Source organism: Rohdeia mirabilis, from assembly GCA_007750655.1.
Classification (GTDB): domain Bacteria; phylum Planctomycetota; class UBA1135; order UBA1135.
Window position 1 is genome coordinate 3,867,844 of the sequence record CP036290.1, and the last position, 16,699, is coordinate 3,884,542.

13 protein-coding genes and 1 pseudogene are annotated in these 16,699 nt (G+C 69.4%); 11 read left to right on the forward strand and 3 right to left on the reverse strand.

What is annotated here, in order from left to right; all coding sequences use genetic code 11:
- Positions 1-15 precede the first annotated feature (15 nt).
- Entirely contained in the window at positions 16-540 is a 525-nt protein-coding gene (locus Pla163_RS19120; protein WP_419185961.1) for a hypothetical protein, read from the reverse strand.
- Between the two features lie 39 nt (positions 541-579).
- Positions 580-1,563 (reverse strand): tryptophan--tRNA ligase, encoded by a 984-nt coding sequence (gene trpS / locus Pla163_RS14470; protein WP_145189915.1) that lies wholly within the window; start codon positions 1,561-1,563, stop codon positions 580-582.
- Positions 1,564-1,674: 111 nt separating this feature from the next.
- Between trpS and Pla163_RS14475 the strand changes: the two genes are divergently transcribed.
- The 8 genes from Pla163_RS14475 (at position 1,675) to Pla163_RS14510 (ending at position 10,610) form a co-directional block, all read left to right on the forward strand.
- Positions 1,675-3,366: a hypothetical protein gene (locus Pla163_RS14475; protein ID WP_145189918.1), complete on the forward strand. Its 1,692-nt coding sequence runs from the start codon at positions 1,675-1,677 to the stop codon at positions 3,364-3,366.
- Positions 3,363-4,142: an MlaE family ABC transporter permease gene (locus Pla163_RS14480; RefSeq protein ID WP_145189921.1), complete on the forward strand. Its 780-nt coding sequence runs from the start codon at positions 3,363-3,365 to the stop codon at positions 4,140-4,142. Before Pla163_RS14475 ends, Pla163_RS14480 begins: the two co-directional genes overlap by 4 nt.
- Positions 4,143-4,144: 2 nt before the next feature.
- On the forward strand, positions 4,145-4,945 hold the full coding sequence (locus tag Pla163_RS14485) for an ABC transporter ATP-binding protein (protein WP_145189924.1): 801 nt from the start codon (positions 4,145-4,147) through the stop codon (positions 4,943-4,945).
- 18 nt (positions 4,946-4,963) lie between these two features.
- Entirely contained in the window at positions 4,964-6,154 is a 1,191-nt protein-coding gene (locus tag Pla163_RS14490) for an MlaD family protein (RefSeq protein ID WP_145189927.1), read from the forward strand.
- The gene (locus Pla163_RS14495) at positions 6,154-7,572 is read left to right on the forward strand and encodes a hypothetical protein (RefSeq protein WP_145189929.1); all 1,419 of its coding nucleotides are present in this window, start codon (positions 6,154-6,156) and stop codon (positions 7,570-7,572) included. The genes Pla163_RS14490 and Pla163_RS14495 overlap by 1 nt, the downstream gene beginning before the upstream one ends.
- Before the next feature lie 131 nt (positions 7,573-7,703).
- Positions 7,704-8,951 carry a pyridoxal phosphate-dependent aminotransferase gene (locus tag Pla163_RS14500; RefSeq protein WP_145189932.1) on the forward strand — a complete coding sequence of 416 codons (1,248 nt, stop codon included), beginning with the start codon at positions 7,704-7,706 and terminating at the stop codon, positions 8,949-8,951.
- 161 nt (positions 8,952-9,112) lie between these two features.
- Positions 9,113-9,715, forward strand: a complete 603-nt coding sequence (locus tag Pla163_RS14505) for a DUF6036 family nucleotidyltransferase (protein ID WP_145189935.1) — start codon at positions 9,113-9,115, stop codon at positions 9,713-9,715.
- The gene (locus Pla163_RS14510; RefSeq protein WP_145189938.1) at positions 9,693-10,610 is read left to right on the forward strand and encodes a hypothetical protein; all 918 of its coding nucleotides are present in this window, start codon (positions 9,693-9,695) and stop codon (positions 10,608-10,610) included. The genes Pla163_RS14505 and Pla163_RS14510 overlap by 23 nt, the downstream gene beginning before the upstream one ends.
- Positions 10,611-10,712: 102 nt before the next feature.
- Here the strand turns inward: Pla163_RS14510 and Pla163_RS14515 are convergent, their stop codons facing one another.
- Entirely contained in the window at positions 10,713-11,378 is a 666-nt protein-coding gene (locus tag Pla163_RS14515) for a riboflavin synthase (RefSeq protein ID WP_145189941.1), read from the reverse strand.
- A 269-nt stretch (positions 11,379-11,647) separates the two neighbouring features.
- On the opposite strand from Pla163_RS14515, the gene trmD reads away from it, so the two are divergent.
- From trmD to secD, 3 genes and pseudogenes are all read left to right on the forward strand, one after another.
- Entirely contained in the window at positions 11,648-12,433 is a 786-nt protein-coding gene (gene trmD / locus Pla163_RS14520) for a tRNA (guanosine(37)-N1)-methyltransferase TrmD (RefSeq protein WP_419185962.1), read from the forward strand.
- A 214-nt stretch (positions 12,434-12,647) separates the two neighbouring features.
- Positions 12,648-12,980: pseudogene (gene rplS / locus Pla163_RS14525) on the forward strand (50S ribosomal protein L19); the annotation flags it as partial.
- Positions 12,981-13,271: 291 nt separating this feature from the next.
- A complete protein-coding gene (gene secD, locus Pla163_RS14530) occupies positions 13,272-16,403 on the forward strand; it encodes a protein translocase subunit SecD (protein ID WP_145189950.1) in 3,132 nt (1,043 codons plus the stop codon).
- Positions 16,404-16,699: the final 296 nt, after the last annotated feature.

Here is a 16,699-nt window from a genome sequence, read left to right on the forward strand (position 1 = left end):
GCGCGGCGCCAGCGTTCACTGACCGACCACGAAGCGGCGCTCGAACGTGGAACCCTCGACGCGGCCCTCGGGCAGCTGGGCGCCGACGCGGCCGGTGGCGCGCACGATGACCTCGCCGTCGCGCTGGGGACGTTCCGTCACGACGACGCGCTGGAAGCCGCGCAACTCCCAGTTGTCCAGGAACACGTTGGCGGTGGGCTGGAGCGCGCCCGGCTTGACCGACAGGGTCTGCACGAGTCCGCGTTCGGTCGTCGCCAGGTCGTAGTCGTACGAGGCGTCGTCCTGGACCACGGCGCAGTGCGTGCGCAGGCCCGCGGGCCCTTCGACGGTGATGACGTCGGCGAAGATGTAGACCTTCTCGACGAAGGCGTCGGTCCACGGCGCGGGCGCTTCGAGCGCGACGCCGTCGACGACCGCGGTGTCGTCGGGCGCGTCGGGTGTGCTGCCGCAGCTGGCGACGAGGACGAGCGCCGCGCCGCACAGAGCGGCGACGTGGAGGCGCGAGGCGAGCGGGCGGAGGGTCGTGATCGAGTGACGCATGGGAGTCGATTCGGTCGGGGGCGCAGGGGGAGCGAGCGGTCAGCGCAGACCGCAAGCAGCGTACGCCCGATCGCGCACGCGGACGGCGCGTTCACGGGCCCGTTCCGCGCCGCGGGTCAGGAGGCGGTCCAGTTCGGCGGGATCGGCCATGAGCTCGCTGTAGCGAGCACGCGCCTCGGTGAAGTGCTCCTCGATCGCTTCCATCAGGCGCAGCTTCAGGTGGCCGTAGCCGGGTGCGCCCTCACCGCCGACGCGCACCTTCTCCTTCCACTCGCCGAGTTCGCTGGGTTCGAGGAACAGGGCGAGCAGATCGAACAGGAACAGTCCGTCGGGATCCTTGGGTTCCTCGGGCGGACGGCTGTCGGTGACGATCTGGCCCACGCGCTTCTTGAGCTTCTTGCCGGACTCGAACATCCAGATGTCGTTGCCGTAGCTCTTGCTCATCTTCTCGCCGTCGAGACCGAGCACCTTGTGCATCGTCGCGTTCTCGGCGAGGCGGTACTCGGGGCGCTTGAACACATCGCCGTAGCGCGTGTTGAAGTGCGTGACCATGTCCTGGGCCATCTCGACGTGCTGGACCTGGTCCTTGCCCACCGGCACCACGTCGGCGTCGTACGCGATGATGTCGGCGCTCATCAGGATCGGGTACGTGAACAGTCCGACCGAGGGTTTGATCCCACGGGCGACCTTGTCCTTGTACGAGTGGGCGCGCTCGAGCAGCCCCATGCCGGTGACGCAGGACAGGAGCCACGTGATCTCGCACACCTCGGGCACGCGGCTCTGCTGGAAGAGGATCGCGCGCTCGGGATCGAGCCCGATCGCCAGGTACGTCGCCGCCAGGTCGCGGACGCTGTCGCGCAGCTCGTCCGCGTCCGAGACCGTGGTCAAGGAGTGGTAGTCGGCGATGAAGTAGAAGTGTTCACCGGCCTTTCGGGACGCGGCGACGTGCTGTCGCAGGGCGCCGAAGTAGTTGCCCAGGTGCGGGCGGCCGGAGGGCTGGATGCCACTGAGGAAGGTCGTCATCGATGGTGGGACGTGCCCGGGTCCTGGGTGCACGGGCGGGACACCCTACGCCCGGCCACGGCGCGGCGGTACCATCCGCGCCCGATCGCACCCGCGGCGGGATCCGGACCCATGCCCCACCGACCGCGCACGTTCACCCGGCCGATCGCACGCCTGGTTCTCGCTGCTCTCGCACTCGTGCTCACCAGTGCCTGCGCGAGCGTCGATTCGGACATCCATCTCGCGCCGTTCTGGACCCAGTCCGCCACCGCCGACGACAGGATCGAGCGCGAAGCCCTCGGCGGCGCCTACCTCGAACGGCGCTTCGAACCGACCGGCGAACTCGAGGTGCGCGCGCTGAAGCCGCTCGTCTCCTGGCGCCAGGTCGGCCCCGAGGAGGAGAAGGTCGAGTTCCTCGCGCCGCTCGGCTACTGGCGCTCGAAGGTCGACAGCACGTGGGGCCTGATGCTGCCGCTGCTGTACTGGCGCACGGCTCCCGGCGACTGGTCGTTCGAGGCGCGTGGCGTCGAAGCACCGCCCGAAGCGCCCGAGCGCGAGATCGACGTTCTGCTGCTGCCGGGCTTCATCTGGTCGCGGAACGCGCGCGGTGCGTCGAAGTTCGGCATCTTCCCGATCTACGGCGAGCTCGACAAGTTCCTCACGTGGGACCGCGTGCGCTTCGTGCTGTTCCCGCTCTACGTCAGCGCACGACGCGGCAAGTCGGTCACGCACAACGTTCTGTTCCCCGTGATCGGCTGGACGGTCGGCACGAAGGACGGCAGCCCCGCCAAGCCCGGAACCTCGCACTGGCGCGTGTGGCCGCTCGTGTCGCGCAACGCCGAGGCCGGCAAGCACTCGCGCTGGACCGTCCTGTGGCCGATCTTCCACTGGAACGTCGACGGCCTGTGGAAGGAACCGGCGCAACGCCGACGCGCGTTCGCGGTGCTGCCGCTCTTCGGTCGCACGGCGCAGGGCACGTACCGCTCGTACAGCTTCCTGTGGCCGTTCTTCGGCTACGCGCACGACCCGCGCGGACGCGATCCGAAGACGGGGAAGGGCGGCTTCTGGGCCTGGGACGGTCCGTGGCCGTTCGTGCGTCTGCAGGGCGGTGGACAGAACCCGCTCGCGACCGAGCGCACGCGCGTGTGGCCCCTGTACTCGCACTTCGAGGGCAACGGCATCGTCGCGGACTCCTACCTGTGGCCGTTCATCCACGACCGTCAGGAGGACACGCCCGGATTCCGTCGCGCGAGCTTCTACGTCCTGCCGTTCTACCAGGGCTGGGACATGACGCGCCGCGCCGATCGTCCGGCCGCGACGAAGGAGAGTTGGCGCCGGCTGTGGCCGCTGTGGCGCTACGAACGCAAGGACGACTGGCGCCGGACCGCCGTCTTGTCGCTCGACCCGCTGATGCGCTCGTCTGTGATCGACTTCCACTACGGCTGGATGTGGGAGATCTTCGCCTGGGAGTCCGACGGACCCGTGCGGCGCGAGCGCAGTTGGCTCGGCCTGTGGCGCCTGGAATCGACCGGGACCGAGACGCGTCGGTCGTTCTCGGGCCTGTGGTCGGACCGCACGCTGGAGACCGAGGCGGGTCAGGTGCGGGAGACCTCGCTGCTGTTCGGCCTGATCCGCTGGCGCAGCGGGATCCAGGAGCTGGATCCTGGCATGCTGCGCCCCGCGTTCCCCGGACCCGGCTGGCCGCGCGAGTTCGCTCCGCCCGCTCGCGACGCCCTGCCGCGCGTCGCTCCCCCGTCGTCGATGCCCGGGCCCTCGGCCCCACGGCCGCACTCTCGGGAACCTGAGGACACCGCCCGTCGATGAAGTCCTTCCGCGACACCTGCGAACTGCTGGGCTACGAGCTGACGCTGCTCGGGGGCACCATCGTGCGCCTGCCGCACCTGTGGCGCCGGCGGTCCGCGACGCTCGACCAGCTGTTCACGATCGGCGTGAGCGTCGTCCACGTGGTGCTCTTCGTCGGGCTGTTCACGGGCATGATCCTGACCCTGCAGACCGGGGTCGCGCTGTCCGAGTTCGGCCAGCAGGACCAGATCGGAACGATCGTCGCCCTGTCGATGGCGCGCGAGATGGGTCCGTTCATCACGGGCATCATCCTGGCGGCCACGGCGGGCAGCGCGCTGGCGGCCGAGCTCGGGACGATGAAGGTCTCCGACGAACTGGCCGCGCTCGAGATCCTCTCGGTGGACCGCACGGACTACCTGGTGCTGCCGCGCATCGTCGCGCTGGCGATCGCCTGCCCCCTGCTCGCGGTCCTGTGCGACACGATCGGCGTCATGGGCGGCGCGCTGGTGGCGTCGTCCCAACTCGGCGTCGAGACCCAGCTCTACTTCGACTCGGCGGTCGAGGCGCTCAAGACGCCGGGCGCGTTCCTGAGCCTGCCGAAGGACGTCTACACCGGCCTGTTCAAGGCCTTCGTCTTCGGCGTGATCATCGCGACGATCGCCTGCTCGTGCGGCATCCGCGCTCGCGGCGGTGCACTCGGCGTCGGTGAGGCCACCCGCCGCGCCGTTCGCGACTCGATCATCTTCATCATCGTCGCGAACTACTTCCTCACGTACCTCTTCTACTCCGCGGTCTGAGCATGGACGCGACGACCAGAACGGCGACCGAGCCGAGTGTGGAGCCTGCGGACCGCAGCGCGAGCGGCGACGCCGTCATCCGCTTCGAGAACGTGGTGAAGGTCCTCGGCGGTCGGCGCGTCCTCGATGGCCTGAACTTCGAAGTCCCCCGCGGCGAGACGCTCGTGATCATGGGGCCGTCGGGCACTGGCAAGTCGGTCACGCTGCGCCACATCGTCGGCTTGATGCAGCCCGACGAAGGGCGCGTCGTCGTCGACGGCTCGGACATGTCGACGATCAAGAAGAAGGAGCTCGCCGAACTGCGCAAGCGCACCGGCTACCTGTTCCAGGACGGCGCGTTGATCAACTGGCTCAACGTCGGTGAGAACGTCGCCCTCCCCCTGCGCGAGAACACGCGGGCGTCGGACGACGAGATCCACCAGCGCGTCGTCGAGAAGCTCGAACTCGTGCGTCTGCCGGACATCTGGGACAAGATGCCGGGCGAACTCTCGGGCGGCATGCGCAAGCGCGTCGGCCTCGCGCGCGCCCTGGTCACCGACCCGCAGATCGTGCTCTACGACGAGCCGAACGCGGGGCTGGACCCGGAGACGTCGAACACGATCAACACGTTGATGCGCGACCTCGCCGATCGCCTCGACATCACGTCGGTGGTCGTCACGCACCTGGTCTCGTGCGTGCGAACGGTGGCCGACCGCGTGATCCTGCTGGACGGCGGCGGCGTGGTCGTCGACCTGCCGAAGGACGAGTTCCTCTCCAGCGACAACGAACGCCTGCGCCGGTTCCTCGGCCAGGACCCCGATTGACGGCCCAACGATCGCGTCATGCGCCACTTCTACGTCGGACTCTTCGTCATCCTCACCCTCTGCGTGCTGGGGTACTACACCCTGTTCATGGCCGACGTGGCCCTGTTCGGGAACCAACAGCAGGTGAAGGTCCAGTTCGAGTCGGCCGGTGGCCTGCGCGAGGGCGATTCCGTGCTCCTGGCCGGTCGTCGCACGGGTCGCGTGATGCAGATCACCTACGACGCCAACGCGCCGCTCGAACGCCGCATCACCGCCACGCTCACGCTCGAGGAGGAGATCGTCCTGCGCCAGGACTACGTCATCCAGATCGTCGAGTCGACGGCGCTCGGTGGACGGCAGGTCACGATCGAGCCCGGTGACCCGGCGGCGCCGCAGATCGCGCTGGCCGCGCCGCTCACGGGCAACGTCGCGCCGGGCCTGTTCGACGCGCTGGGCAACTTCGGCGACGCATTGAGCGGTGAGGACGGCGTCGGTGATCTGCTCGCGAAGCTGAACAAGATCGTCGGCGACCTCGAGAGCAGCGACGCCGCGGGCAACCTGTCCACGTCGCTCGCGAACTTCGAGAAGGCATCGGCCGACATCGCGGAGTTGACCAACGACCTGTCCCAGGGCAAGGGCACGTTGGGCTTGCTCTTCCAGGGCAGAGAGCTCTACGACCAGTTCCTCGCGACTGGCGAGGAGCTGAACCAGGCGGCCGTGGACGTGCAGGGCATCATCGGCGACGCGCGCACCGGCGACGGCATCGTGGCCGCCGCGCTGAACGACCCGCAGCTGGCCGAGGACGGTCGCAAGCTGATCGCGGACGCCAGCGCGTCGTTCGAGAACGTCAACGCCGTGACGGCCGACCTGCGGGCGGGCAAGGGCCTGCTCGGAGCCTTCCTGAGCGACGAGGACACGGCCAAGAGCGGCACGAACATCGTCGCGAACATCGAGAAGATCTCCGCCGACCTGGCGAACGGCACCGGCACCGTCGGGCGACTGTTCACCGAGGACGAGCTGTACCAGAACGTCAACGCGACGTTCGCCAGCGCCGCGAAAGTGGCCAAGGATCTCGAGGACGGCAAGGGCACGTTGGGCCAGCTGATCTCGGACGACGACCTGATGCGCGAGATCACGCTGGCGGTCGAGACCCTGACGCGCAGCCTCGAGGACTTCCGCGAGGCCGCTCCGGTCACGACACTGACGTCGGTCCTGTTCAGCGCGTTCTGATGGCCCCGGGCGGCGGCGTCGGCTGGTCGCGCCTCGTGTGCGCGGCGGCGGTGCTGCTCGCGGGCGGCCTGGTCGACCCGCCGCGCCTCGACTTCGAGACGTCGTCGCTCGGGTCGCAGTGGTCGGCCGCGGGCGACATCGGCGCGACGCGCGGCGCGTTGCCCCAGCTCGCGACCGGCACGGCGGACGACCGGCCGGAAGGCTTCGGCGTGCACCTGACGTCGAAGTCTGGCGGCGGCCTCCTGTTCACGAAGCCGGGCGTGGTGACGGAGGACTGGTCGGGCTTCGAAGAGGTGTCCCTGTGGATCTGGCGCAGCGCCGAGCGCGCCGAGCGGGGTCCGACCTCGATCGAACTGCAGGTACTGGAGCGTCCCGTCGAAGGGCGCGGCCGCGCGCGCTTCTGGCGCCGGATCGACCTCGATCACAGTGGCTGGCAGCACTTTCGGTTCGACCTCGCGCACCTGGCCTGGGAGCAGACGCGCATTCCGCGCTGGGATCGCGTCCAGCACGTCGGGATCCATCTGCGCGACGCGGACGACCTGTGGATCGACGAACTGCGCGTGCACGACGATCCGGACGGAGCGGGGCCGTACCTCGCGGCGGATGAAGTCGCGCGGATCGCGTTCGGGGAGCGCGGGTCCGAGGTGGGCGACGCCGAACAGAGTCCCGTGCGCATGCTCGCGCGCGACGGGATCGAGCTGTTCACCGACGCCGCCGATCTCGACCTCGAGCGCCTCTTCGCGCGCCTCGTGGACGCGGCGGCGCTGCTCGATCCGCTGCTGCCCGAGGGTGGCGACGAGCGGCGCGCGCCGCGCCTCGTGGTCTTCGCCGACGACGCCGGATATCGCGCCTTCGCGCCGCGTCTCGCCGAAGTCTTCGGCCGTGGAGCCGACGCACCGTCGTCGGGCGGCTACACGCTGCTCGCGATCGCGCACGGCGCCTGGGACGACGGCTACGGGAGCGATCGCCCCACCTTCGTGCACGAGTTCGTGCACAGCTACCTGTCCTGCCGCGCGCTGCTGCCGAACCGCACCGAGTGGCTGCAGGAAGGCCTCGCGACGCACGTGCAGATGCACATGCACCCGCAGGCGGGTCTCGACGAGTTGGTCACGAACGCCGCGGCAAAGATCGCCGACACGACGCTGCTCGAGGAGGTCACGAGCGGCGAGCGCATCGGCGCGCACCGCTACTGGTTGGCGATGACGCTGGTCGAGACGCTGATGGAGCACGAGCGCTACGCGGACCGCTTCCCCGCGCTGATCGAGGCCGCGCGCGAGGCCGGCTCGACCGCGTTGGGGCCATTGCTCGAGGACGTGTACGGGTCGAGCTACGACGAGCTGCTCGTCGAGTGGCGCGCCTGGTGCGAAGGGGCGTACCCCGTGGCGCCGCAGGACGATCCCGACGACGGCCGGCGCTGAACATCCGGACCGCACGCCCGAACCGGCGCCCGAGAGCCCCGCTCCGACCTGGACAGACACGCGTGGCGGCCGTCAACTGGCGGCGCTCCACCGGCGAACCGACGCCCACCTCCACCCCCCGCGACCCATCCATGCAGCGCGCTTCCTTCCTGTCGGACACCTGCCCGCCGATGGGCATCTACGAGACCCTCTACGCGTTCCGCGACAGCTTCGGGCGCTTCATGGGCGAGCAGGGCACCCATCCGTGGTCCCAGGGCTTTCCGCTGACGACCCAGCTCGAGGGCGGCCCGCCGTTGCCCGACAGCGTCGCGGTGACCTGGGAGGACCGCTTCTATCCGAAGGCCTGGGGGCACCCGCTGCTGCGCGAGGCGATCGCGGCGCACTACAACGACTTCTACGGCTCGAAGGTCGCGCCCGAGAACGTCATGGTGTTCGCGGGCGGCCGGCCCGGCATCTACGCGGTGCTCCAGTTCCTGAAGAAGCACGTGGAGGTGCGCATCGGCAACGCCGAGTGGCCGGCCTACCTCGACATCCTGACGCAGACCGAGACCGACTGGCGCGTCGTGCCGTTCACCGAGGAGAACGGCTTCCATCCGCCCAACGCGGCCTACTTCGATCGCACGGGTGTCAACGCGAAGACGCACCTGTTGCCGATCATCTCGAACCCCGGCAATCCGACGGGACACACGCGCTCGGGCGCCGAGTTGGAAGAGCTGATCGCCATGGCCGAGCAGCCGAAGAACGGCATCCTGCTCGACGAGGCCTACGAGATGTTCCACCCGTCGAAGGGCGTCAGCGGCATCCGCTACGTCAAGGACCTCGACAACAGCAACGTGTTCCTGGCGGGCGCGTGCACCAAGGGACTGCAGTGTCCGGGCGTGCGCATCGGTTGGATCGTCGCCAGCCGCACGAACATCGAGACCCTGTCCAACTTCTCGAGCTTCGGCATGGGCGGCGTCAGCCACCCGTCGCAGCTCTACGCGGTCGAACTGTTGAAGCCGGAGCGCGTGGCCCAGGCGCGCGGCGCGGTGGATCGGCACTACTCGATGCAGCGCGCGCGCTACGGCGATGCGTTCGAGAAGATGGGGCTCGGCGTCTTCACCGGCGACGGCGGCTTCTACCACTGGCTGAAGCTGCCCGAGGGACTGAACGCGAGCGAACTCAACCGCCGCCTGTTCCGCCACGGCGCCGCCATCCTCGAGGGCAAGGACTGCGACATGGCGCGCCCGCACGCCAAGGACCCCGAGTACCGCTCGCCCTACGACTCCTGGTTCCGCTTCTCGTTCGGGCCGCTCTTGCCCGAGACGTTCGAGTCGGACGTGGCGATCCTCGGCGGTGTGCTCGAGGAGTACCGGGCCGACGTGGCGGCCGGGCGGTAGCGGCGAGCGGCGGCCCGGGACGAGGTTCGGCGGGGCGGGGCGGCGGGCCTGTCCTGCTGGGACGCGCTTGGCCGCCCGGCTGCCCCGGATCCGCGATCATCGCCGCAATTTTCTGCGATTATCGCGCACCATTCCGGCAATGATCGCCGATCCTTGGAGCCATGGACGCCAGAGGAGCGATGGACCGAGAGACGACCGAGCGCCTGCTCCGAGCGGTTGGCGACCTCCTCGACGCTCGCGGCGAACGCCACCAGGTGCTCGTCGTGGGTGGTGTCGCCCTGGCGTTCGGGAACGTCGTCACCCGGACGACCCAGGACGTGGACGTGATCGCCCTGAGCGACCCCGGGCGCCGCACGATCAGCTCGGCGGTTCCGCTGCCCCCAGTCCTGCAACAGGCGGTCGCCACCGTCGCCCGCGACTTCGATCTGGCACCCGACTGGATGAACAGCGTGATCGGATGCCAGCTCGACCTGGGCGCTCCGCCAGGTCTTCTCGAGGAGGCCGACTGGCGAACCTGGGGTGGACTGGATGTGGGCTTCGCGGGTCGGCGCGCGCTCGTCGCGTTGAAGCTCTACGCCGCCGCCGACCAGGGTCCGCGTTCCAAGCACGTGCACGACCTCGTCGCACTCTCTCCCTCGGAAGCCGAGTGGAACGAAGCACGCGCCTGGGTTCGAGACCAGGACCACTCGCCCGAGTTCCACCGAATCGTCGACCAGGTGGTCGACCACGTCCGAGGCCACCATGGCGATCACCGAACTGACTGATGCGGCCATCGAGTCCTGCTGGCGACAGTGGGAAGCACTCGGCGGACACGGCTCGAGTCACGGGCTCGAACCGTGCCAGAGTCTCGTCGACCCCGAGGCGCTGATCGTGCTGTCGTCCGTCCTCGAGGCGTTCGACCCGCGACTCGGCGAGCGCCTCGCGTGGTGGGCCGCTGTCGGAGCACAGCACACCAGCGTTCAGCGGGTCCGGACCATCGCCGCTTCGCTCCCCGCGCCGGAATCGAACGCGTGGCGCGTCTTCGCGTCGAACGCCGCCGCATTCGGTACCGGAAGCTGGAAGGCGCACGCCCAGGGCGAGCACGTGTCCGCCGCATTCGGTGGGAATGGCGAACGCGCTGCCGCCTCCCTCGTTCGAGCTCCATCGCTGATGGTTCGCTTGCGCTACGCCTTCGGTGTGAACTCGAAGTCGGACCTTCTCGCTCTGCTCATCGGTTCGGACGGACAGCGCATCACCGCGAAGGAGGCCTCGCGACATCTGGCGTGCTCCGAGTCGACCGCGAAGCGCGCCGCGAACGACATGGCACGCTCGGGCTTGATTCGAAGCAACTCTCAGCAGCCGATCCAGTACTGGACCGAATCGCAGCACTGGCGCGAAGTCCTCGAACTCGACGCGCCGTCCGACCGCGGGGTGCCGCGGTGGCGCCCGTGGTGCCGCATCGCCCCGTTCCTCGTGCACGCCACGTCGTGGGAGCGGAGCGTCTGGCCGTCCGACTACCTGCGTGCGAGTGCAGCCCGCAGCCTCTTCGATACGTACCGCAGCGATCTCGAGTCGGCCGGCCTCGACCTTCCCGACCCGGCGCGGGCGCGGGGCGAAGCGTTCACTGCAGCGTTCGCCACGCTCTTGCTCGACGTGGCGGCCTGGTATCGGGCGGGCTGATGGCGAGCGGCCCAGGATCGAGCAGACCGTGCGAGCAACTGGGCGAACCATGTGGCCTCGGCGCGTGAACGGCACCGGGGCGTGAGCGGCGCCCCGCCCCGCTCACGCCCCGCGCTCGAGCCTCTCGAACTGCTGCGGGAACAGGCGCTCCACCCACTTACCCACGTGGTCGGCCTCGAGGTGCACCGGTTGTCCGGCGCGCGCGCGACCGAGGTTCGTGCCGTCGAACGTGGCGGGGATGACGGCCACCTCGAACTCGCGACCCTTGGGCCGCACGACGGTGAGGCTGATGCCGTCGATCGTGATGCTGCCCTTGGCGATCAGGTAGCGCTCGAGACTCGCCGGCACCTCGAAGCGGAAGGCCCAGCCCGCCTCGCGGTCGCCGTCGATCGACAGGATCCGGCCCAGTCCGTCCACGTGGCCGCTGACCAGGTGGCCGCCGAGCCGATCGCCGACCCGCAGGGCGCGCTCGAGGTTGACCGGCGTCCCCGGCGCGAGGTCCGCGAACCAGGTCAGGGCGAGGGTCTCGGCCGAGAGCTCGAAGACCAGGTCGTCCGGACCGCTCGCTCCGGCCCCGCCCGGCGGCGGCTGGAAGGCGGCCACGGTCAGGCAGCAGCCCCCGACCGCGATGCTGTCGCCCAGGGCGGGCACCTCGGCGCCGGCGGCGGTTCCGGGCCCGAAGACGCCAGGCAGCACCAGGCGCGCCCCCTCCCCCGTCCGATCGAAGGCGCGCACGGGCGCCACGGCTTCCACGATTCCGGTGAACACGGGCGGATCCTAGCCGCGGCGAGCCCCGGAACCAGCGCGGATCGGGCCCGGCGACCCGGCGCGGGGGGTCGAGCGGGCTGGGCGTCCGGATGGCCCCTGTCGGCGGACCGGAGCGATCGGTCGAGAGCGCTCGGACCACGCCCTCCTCGGGCTCCTCTGGAACCGGCGCGAACCCGGCCGAACACCCCGCCAGGGACGGGCCGGAATCCTTGCTCGCCCCCAGCCACCTCCCTATCCTGTTCCGCCCCATCGTGGAGCCGGTCCCTTCGGTGCACTTCGCCCTTCTCACCCTCTTTCCAGAGGCGCTCGAGCCCTACGCGGCCGCGAGCATCCTCGGGATCGCCCAGGAGAAAGGCCTCGCGCGCATCGACCTGGTCGACTTCCGGGACTTCTCACGCGATCGCCATCGCACCGTCGACGACCGCCCCTTCGGAGGTGGCCCTGGCATGGTCCTCAAGCCGGAACCGATCCACGACTGCGTGGACTGGCTCGAGGAACAGCACGGGCACTTCCACAAGGTGCTGCTGACGCCAGCTGGCCGACCGTTCGAACAAGCCGACGCAGTCCGCCTGCGAACGCACGAACGGATCCTCCTGTTGTGCGGACGCTACGAGGGTGTGGACCAGCGCGTCGAGGAGGAGTTCCAGTGGGAACACATCTCGATCGGTGACTTCGTGCTGGCGGGTGGCGAGCTGCCCGCGCTGTGCGTGACCGAAGCGGTGACGCGCCTCATCCCCGGTGTGCTCGGACACGAGCAGAGCGCCGTGGAGGAGAGCTTCACCGCGACGACCGACGACGGCTCTTTGCAACTCGACCACCCCCACTACACGCGCCCCCGCGTGTGGCGCGGACGCAGCGTCCCCGACGTGCTGCTGTCCGGCGACCACGCGGCCATCGCGAGCTGGCGACGCGCCCGTGCGAGCGAACGCACGGACGAACGGCGCCCCGATCTCGGCAACCGCGATCTCGGCAACCGCGATCTCGGCAACGGCGATCTCGGCAACCGCGATCTCGGCAACGGGGCGAACGGCAACGCCTCGAACGGCGACGCCTGAGACGCCCCACACCACCACGACCAACGCTCGCACCACGTCGCCACGACCGGCGACCGGTGCGAACGTCCGACACCACCCATGCCACGGATCCCTGTGGCCCCGCGCGTGCGGGGTTCGCAGCCCGCTGCCTCTGGGGGACTCGTCCCGAAAGCCCGCTCTCCGCTCGCAACGAGCACCGCGGGCCCCGCGGCCGCCACTCGGCCGCTCCACAGCAATGAACGTCATCGACACCATCGAGCGCGAGCTCGGAAAGCCGGTCCTCCCGCAGGTCAACGTGGGCGACACCGTCCAGGTCCACTACCTCATCCGCGAGGGTGAGAAGGAACGGGTCCAGCTCTTCATCGGAACGATCCTGGCCGCCAAGGGCCGCGGCATCCGCAAGACCATCACCGTGCGCCGCATCGTGCAGGGCGAGGGCGTCGAGCGGATCTTCCCGCTGCACAGCCCCCGCGTGCAGGACGTGACCGTGACCCGTCGCGGTTCGGTCCGCCGCTCCAAGCTGTACTACCTGCGCGATCGCGTCGGTAAGGCCACGCGCGTCACCGAGCTCCTGGGCGAGAAGGCCCGTCGCTCCAAGGCGCAGGACAAGGCGATCCGGGCCGAGATGGCCGCCGTCGAAGCCCAAGCAGGCGAACAGGAAGCCGAAGCCTGATCTCGGAGCGGAGCGGGGCGGACCGGATCGACGGCCGCCCCGCTTCGCGGGTTCAGAAGACGGAAGCCAAACGGCGTCCGTCGACGGCGCAGGCGGGCCGTTCGCACCTTCGTGCACGAACGACGCCGCGCCCCACCGCTCCACGACCGCCTGTCCCGGTTCCATCCGGGCAGCCACAACGACGACATGATCGAGAACGTCAAGGGCAAGCTGCTGCTCATCTTCTCCGTGCTGGCGATCGCCGGCATCTTCCTCGCGCTCGGCAAGGTGCGGCCCAATCTCGGGCTGCAGCTGGGGCTCGACCTCCAGGGCGGACAGCGCTACGTCTACCGCCTCGAGTTCGACGAGGACCAGATCGCGAACGAGAACCCGGCGACGCTCCAGCGCCAGACGATCGAGATCATCCGCGACCGGATCGACCCGGACGGCGTGCTCGAGCCCGTGCTGCGGCCCGAGGGGTCGAACCGGATCGTCATCGAGATCCCGGGCGTCGACGAGCTGCAAGGAGCCGGCGCGTCCGGCGCTCTGCAGCGCGCGGTGACGCTCCTCGGTGAGGACAGCCTGGCCCTGCGCCTCGACGCCAACTACTCGGGCGTGTTCCCCGCCAGCGGTGGCGAGGTCAGCGTGGGCGCCGAGACGGTGCGGTACGTCGAAGCCCGTGCGGTGAAGGTCGGCGACGAGCCGGTGCTCGACGACCAGGACGAGCCTGTGCTCGACCCGCAGACGGGCCTCGAGCTCACGCGCGACGTCATGGGCATCGAGCTCGTCGTCGCCGAGGACGGCCGCGGCTACCAGGGCACGACGAAGGTCGAACACCCGGTCGGCGAGCCGGTCAGCCTGATCAGCACCAACTACATCCAGAACAAGATCGAGAACCTCGGTCAGCTCTACTTCGGCATCGTCGCGACCCCGGCGATGCTGAACGCGGGCTCCGGCACCGACATGGAGTCCGAGCGCGCGAAGCTCGACGCCTGGTTCGCCGAACACAGCCAGGCCACCAGCCTGCGCGAGTTCAACGCCCTCGACCCGACCCAGGGCGGCCCGCACCCGTGGCTGCGTTGGGTGCCGGAGAAGCGCCGCATCAACGCCGACGGCCAGGTGGCCGACAGCCGCACGCTCGCCGAGCGGGCGCGGCCGCTCCTGCGCCTCGAGAACCACCCGGACTACGCCGACCGCGACTGGAAGTTCGACGGTCAGCGCCTGAAGAGCGCGTACCCGGCCCGCGACCAACGCGGCCTGCCGGCGATCGGCTTCGAGTGGCAGAGCCGCTTCGCCCAGAAGTTCGGTGCGTTCACCGGCAACTTCAGCGACGAGCTGATGGCGATCGTCCTCAACGAACAGATCGAGTCCGCGCCGCAGCTCAACGAACCCATCTACGCCAGCGGCATCATCCGCTCGGGCTCGACGCCGTACCGCGCGGAAGAGGTCGAGGAGATGGTCACCGTGCTGCGCACCGGTTCGCTGCGCGTGCGCCCGATCCTCGAGAGCAAGGAGACCGTCGGCCCGACCCTGGGCGCCGCCTACGTGCAGCGCGGTTGGTGGTCGGGCGGTATCGGCATCGGCCTCGTGCTGGCCTTCATGGTCTGGTACTACCGCCGCCTGGGTCTGATCAGCGTGGTCAGCCTGCTCTCGAACATGTTCATCCTGATGGGTGCGCTGTCGTTCCTGAACGCCACGCTCACCCTCCCGGGCATCGCCGGCCTGATCCTCACGATCGGTATGGCGGTCGACGCGAACATCCTGATCTTCGACCGGATCCGCGAGGAACGCGACAACGGGCGCAACGTCAGGCAGGCCGCGAAGAACGGCTTCGACAAGGCGCTCTCCACGATCGTCGACGCGAACCTGACCACGCTCATCACGGCGTTGGTGCTGTACTACTTCGGTACGGGACCGGTGAAGGGCTTCGCGGTCACGCTGGCCGTCGGCATCCTCGCGTCGATGTTCGCCGCGCTCGTGATCACGCGCGTGCTGGTGCACTTCAGCCTGGAGCGCGGCACCAAGGAGTTCACGGTCGGCACCTGGCTCGTCACGGCGAACTTCGACTGGATGGGCAAGCGCAAGCTGGCCTACATGGTCTCGAGCGTCCTGATCGTCGGCGGCGTCGGCCTGTTCGGCTACCGCTACGCGACGGACCCCGCGCACATCATCGGCATCGACTTCACTGGCGGTGTCGAGGTGCAGGTCCGCATGGACGAGCCGCGCACCAAGGCCGAGATCGACACGCTGCTCGCCAGCGCGGACTCGATCGCGAAGGCCGGTGAGGCCCGCGCGGTGACGTCGTCCGGCTCCGATTCGGGCTACCTCCAGTTCCGCGTCAGCTCGAAGGTGAGCGGCAAGGACCAGGAGGAGCGCGACTCGATGGCGCGCAACTTCTCGGACGCGCTGAAGCTCGCCCTCGCGGACGTGCTGCAGAAGGGTCCGGTCGACGTCAGCCCGCGCGCCGCGGACGGCACGATCGAGTTGACCGTGTACACCGAGGACCCCCACCCGGCCGCCGCACTGGGCACGCTGATCGAGGACAACACGGCGCTCTCCGCGCTGACGATCGAAGCCGACCCCACTCGCGGCGAAGGTGTCTTCGTCGTGAAGGCGGAAGTGCCCGAAGCCGTCACCGCCGGTGCGGTGCAGCAGCAGATCACGACGGCTCTGGCGGGCAAGAAGGACGCCGCGGGCGTGGCCTACAAGCTCTCCTCCCCCATCGCGAACGAGAGCGTGGTCGGCGCGGCCGTGTCGGACGAACTGACGGACAGCGCTCTGCTCGCGATCCTGATCAGTCTGTTCGCCGTGGTCATGTACATCCGCGTGCGGTTCACCGAGTACAGCTACGGCTTCGCGGCCGTCGCGGCGCTCGCCCACGACGTGCTGATCACGCTCGGCGCCATCGCCCTGGTCAACACGCTCGGTCTGCTCGAGCTGGAGATCAACCTCGCGATGATCGCGGCCTTCCTGACGATCATCGGCTACTCGCTGAACGACACGATCGTGATCTTCGACCGCGTGCGGGAGAACCGTCCGCGGATGGAGCGGCCCCTGAGCGACATCCTCAACACGTCGGTCAACCAGACGCTGTCCCGGACGATCCTCACCTCGTTGACGACGTTCATCGCCGTCGCCGTCCTGTTCGTCGCGAACGTCGGCACGGGCAACACGCTGGAGAGCTTCTCCTTCGCGATGATCGTCGGCATCATCACGGGTACCTACTCGACGATCTTCATCGCGAACCCGGTCTTCCTGGCGCTCGAGACGCGGTCCCTGGCCCGCCGCGCCGCGCTGGCGAAGGCCGAGTCCAGCAAGCCGGCGACCGCCGGGGCCTGAGCCCGGTCGAATCGGAGCAGGCGCCCACGTTCGGCGCCACGACACGAGCAGCGGCCGCGCTCTTCCCACCGCGGGAAGGCGCGGCCGCTGCCGTCAGCGGACCTGGTCCTTTGGGGCGCGGGCGCACGCGCGAGCGCCCGACAGAGGACGAGTGCGACACCGCGGTACGGCGCGAACGAGGACGATCCGTGCCTCCCGAGTGCTCGCGGGTGCGCTCGGAATCGCCGTGCTCGGCGCTCAGGTCGAGCGCGGCACACTCGGCCGCGCAGCGGGTCTCACGGACGGAATGCCGGCGT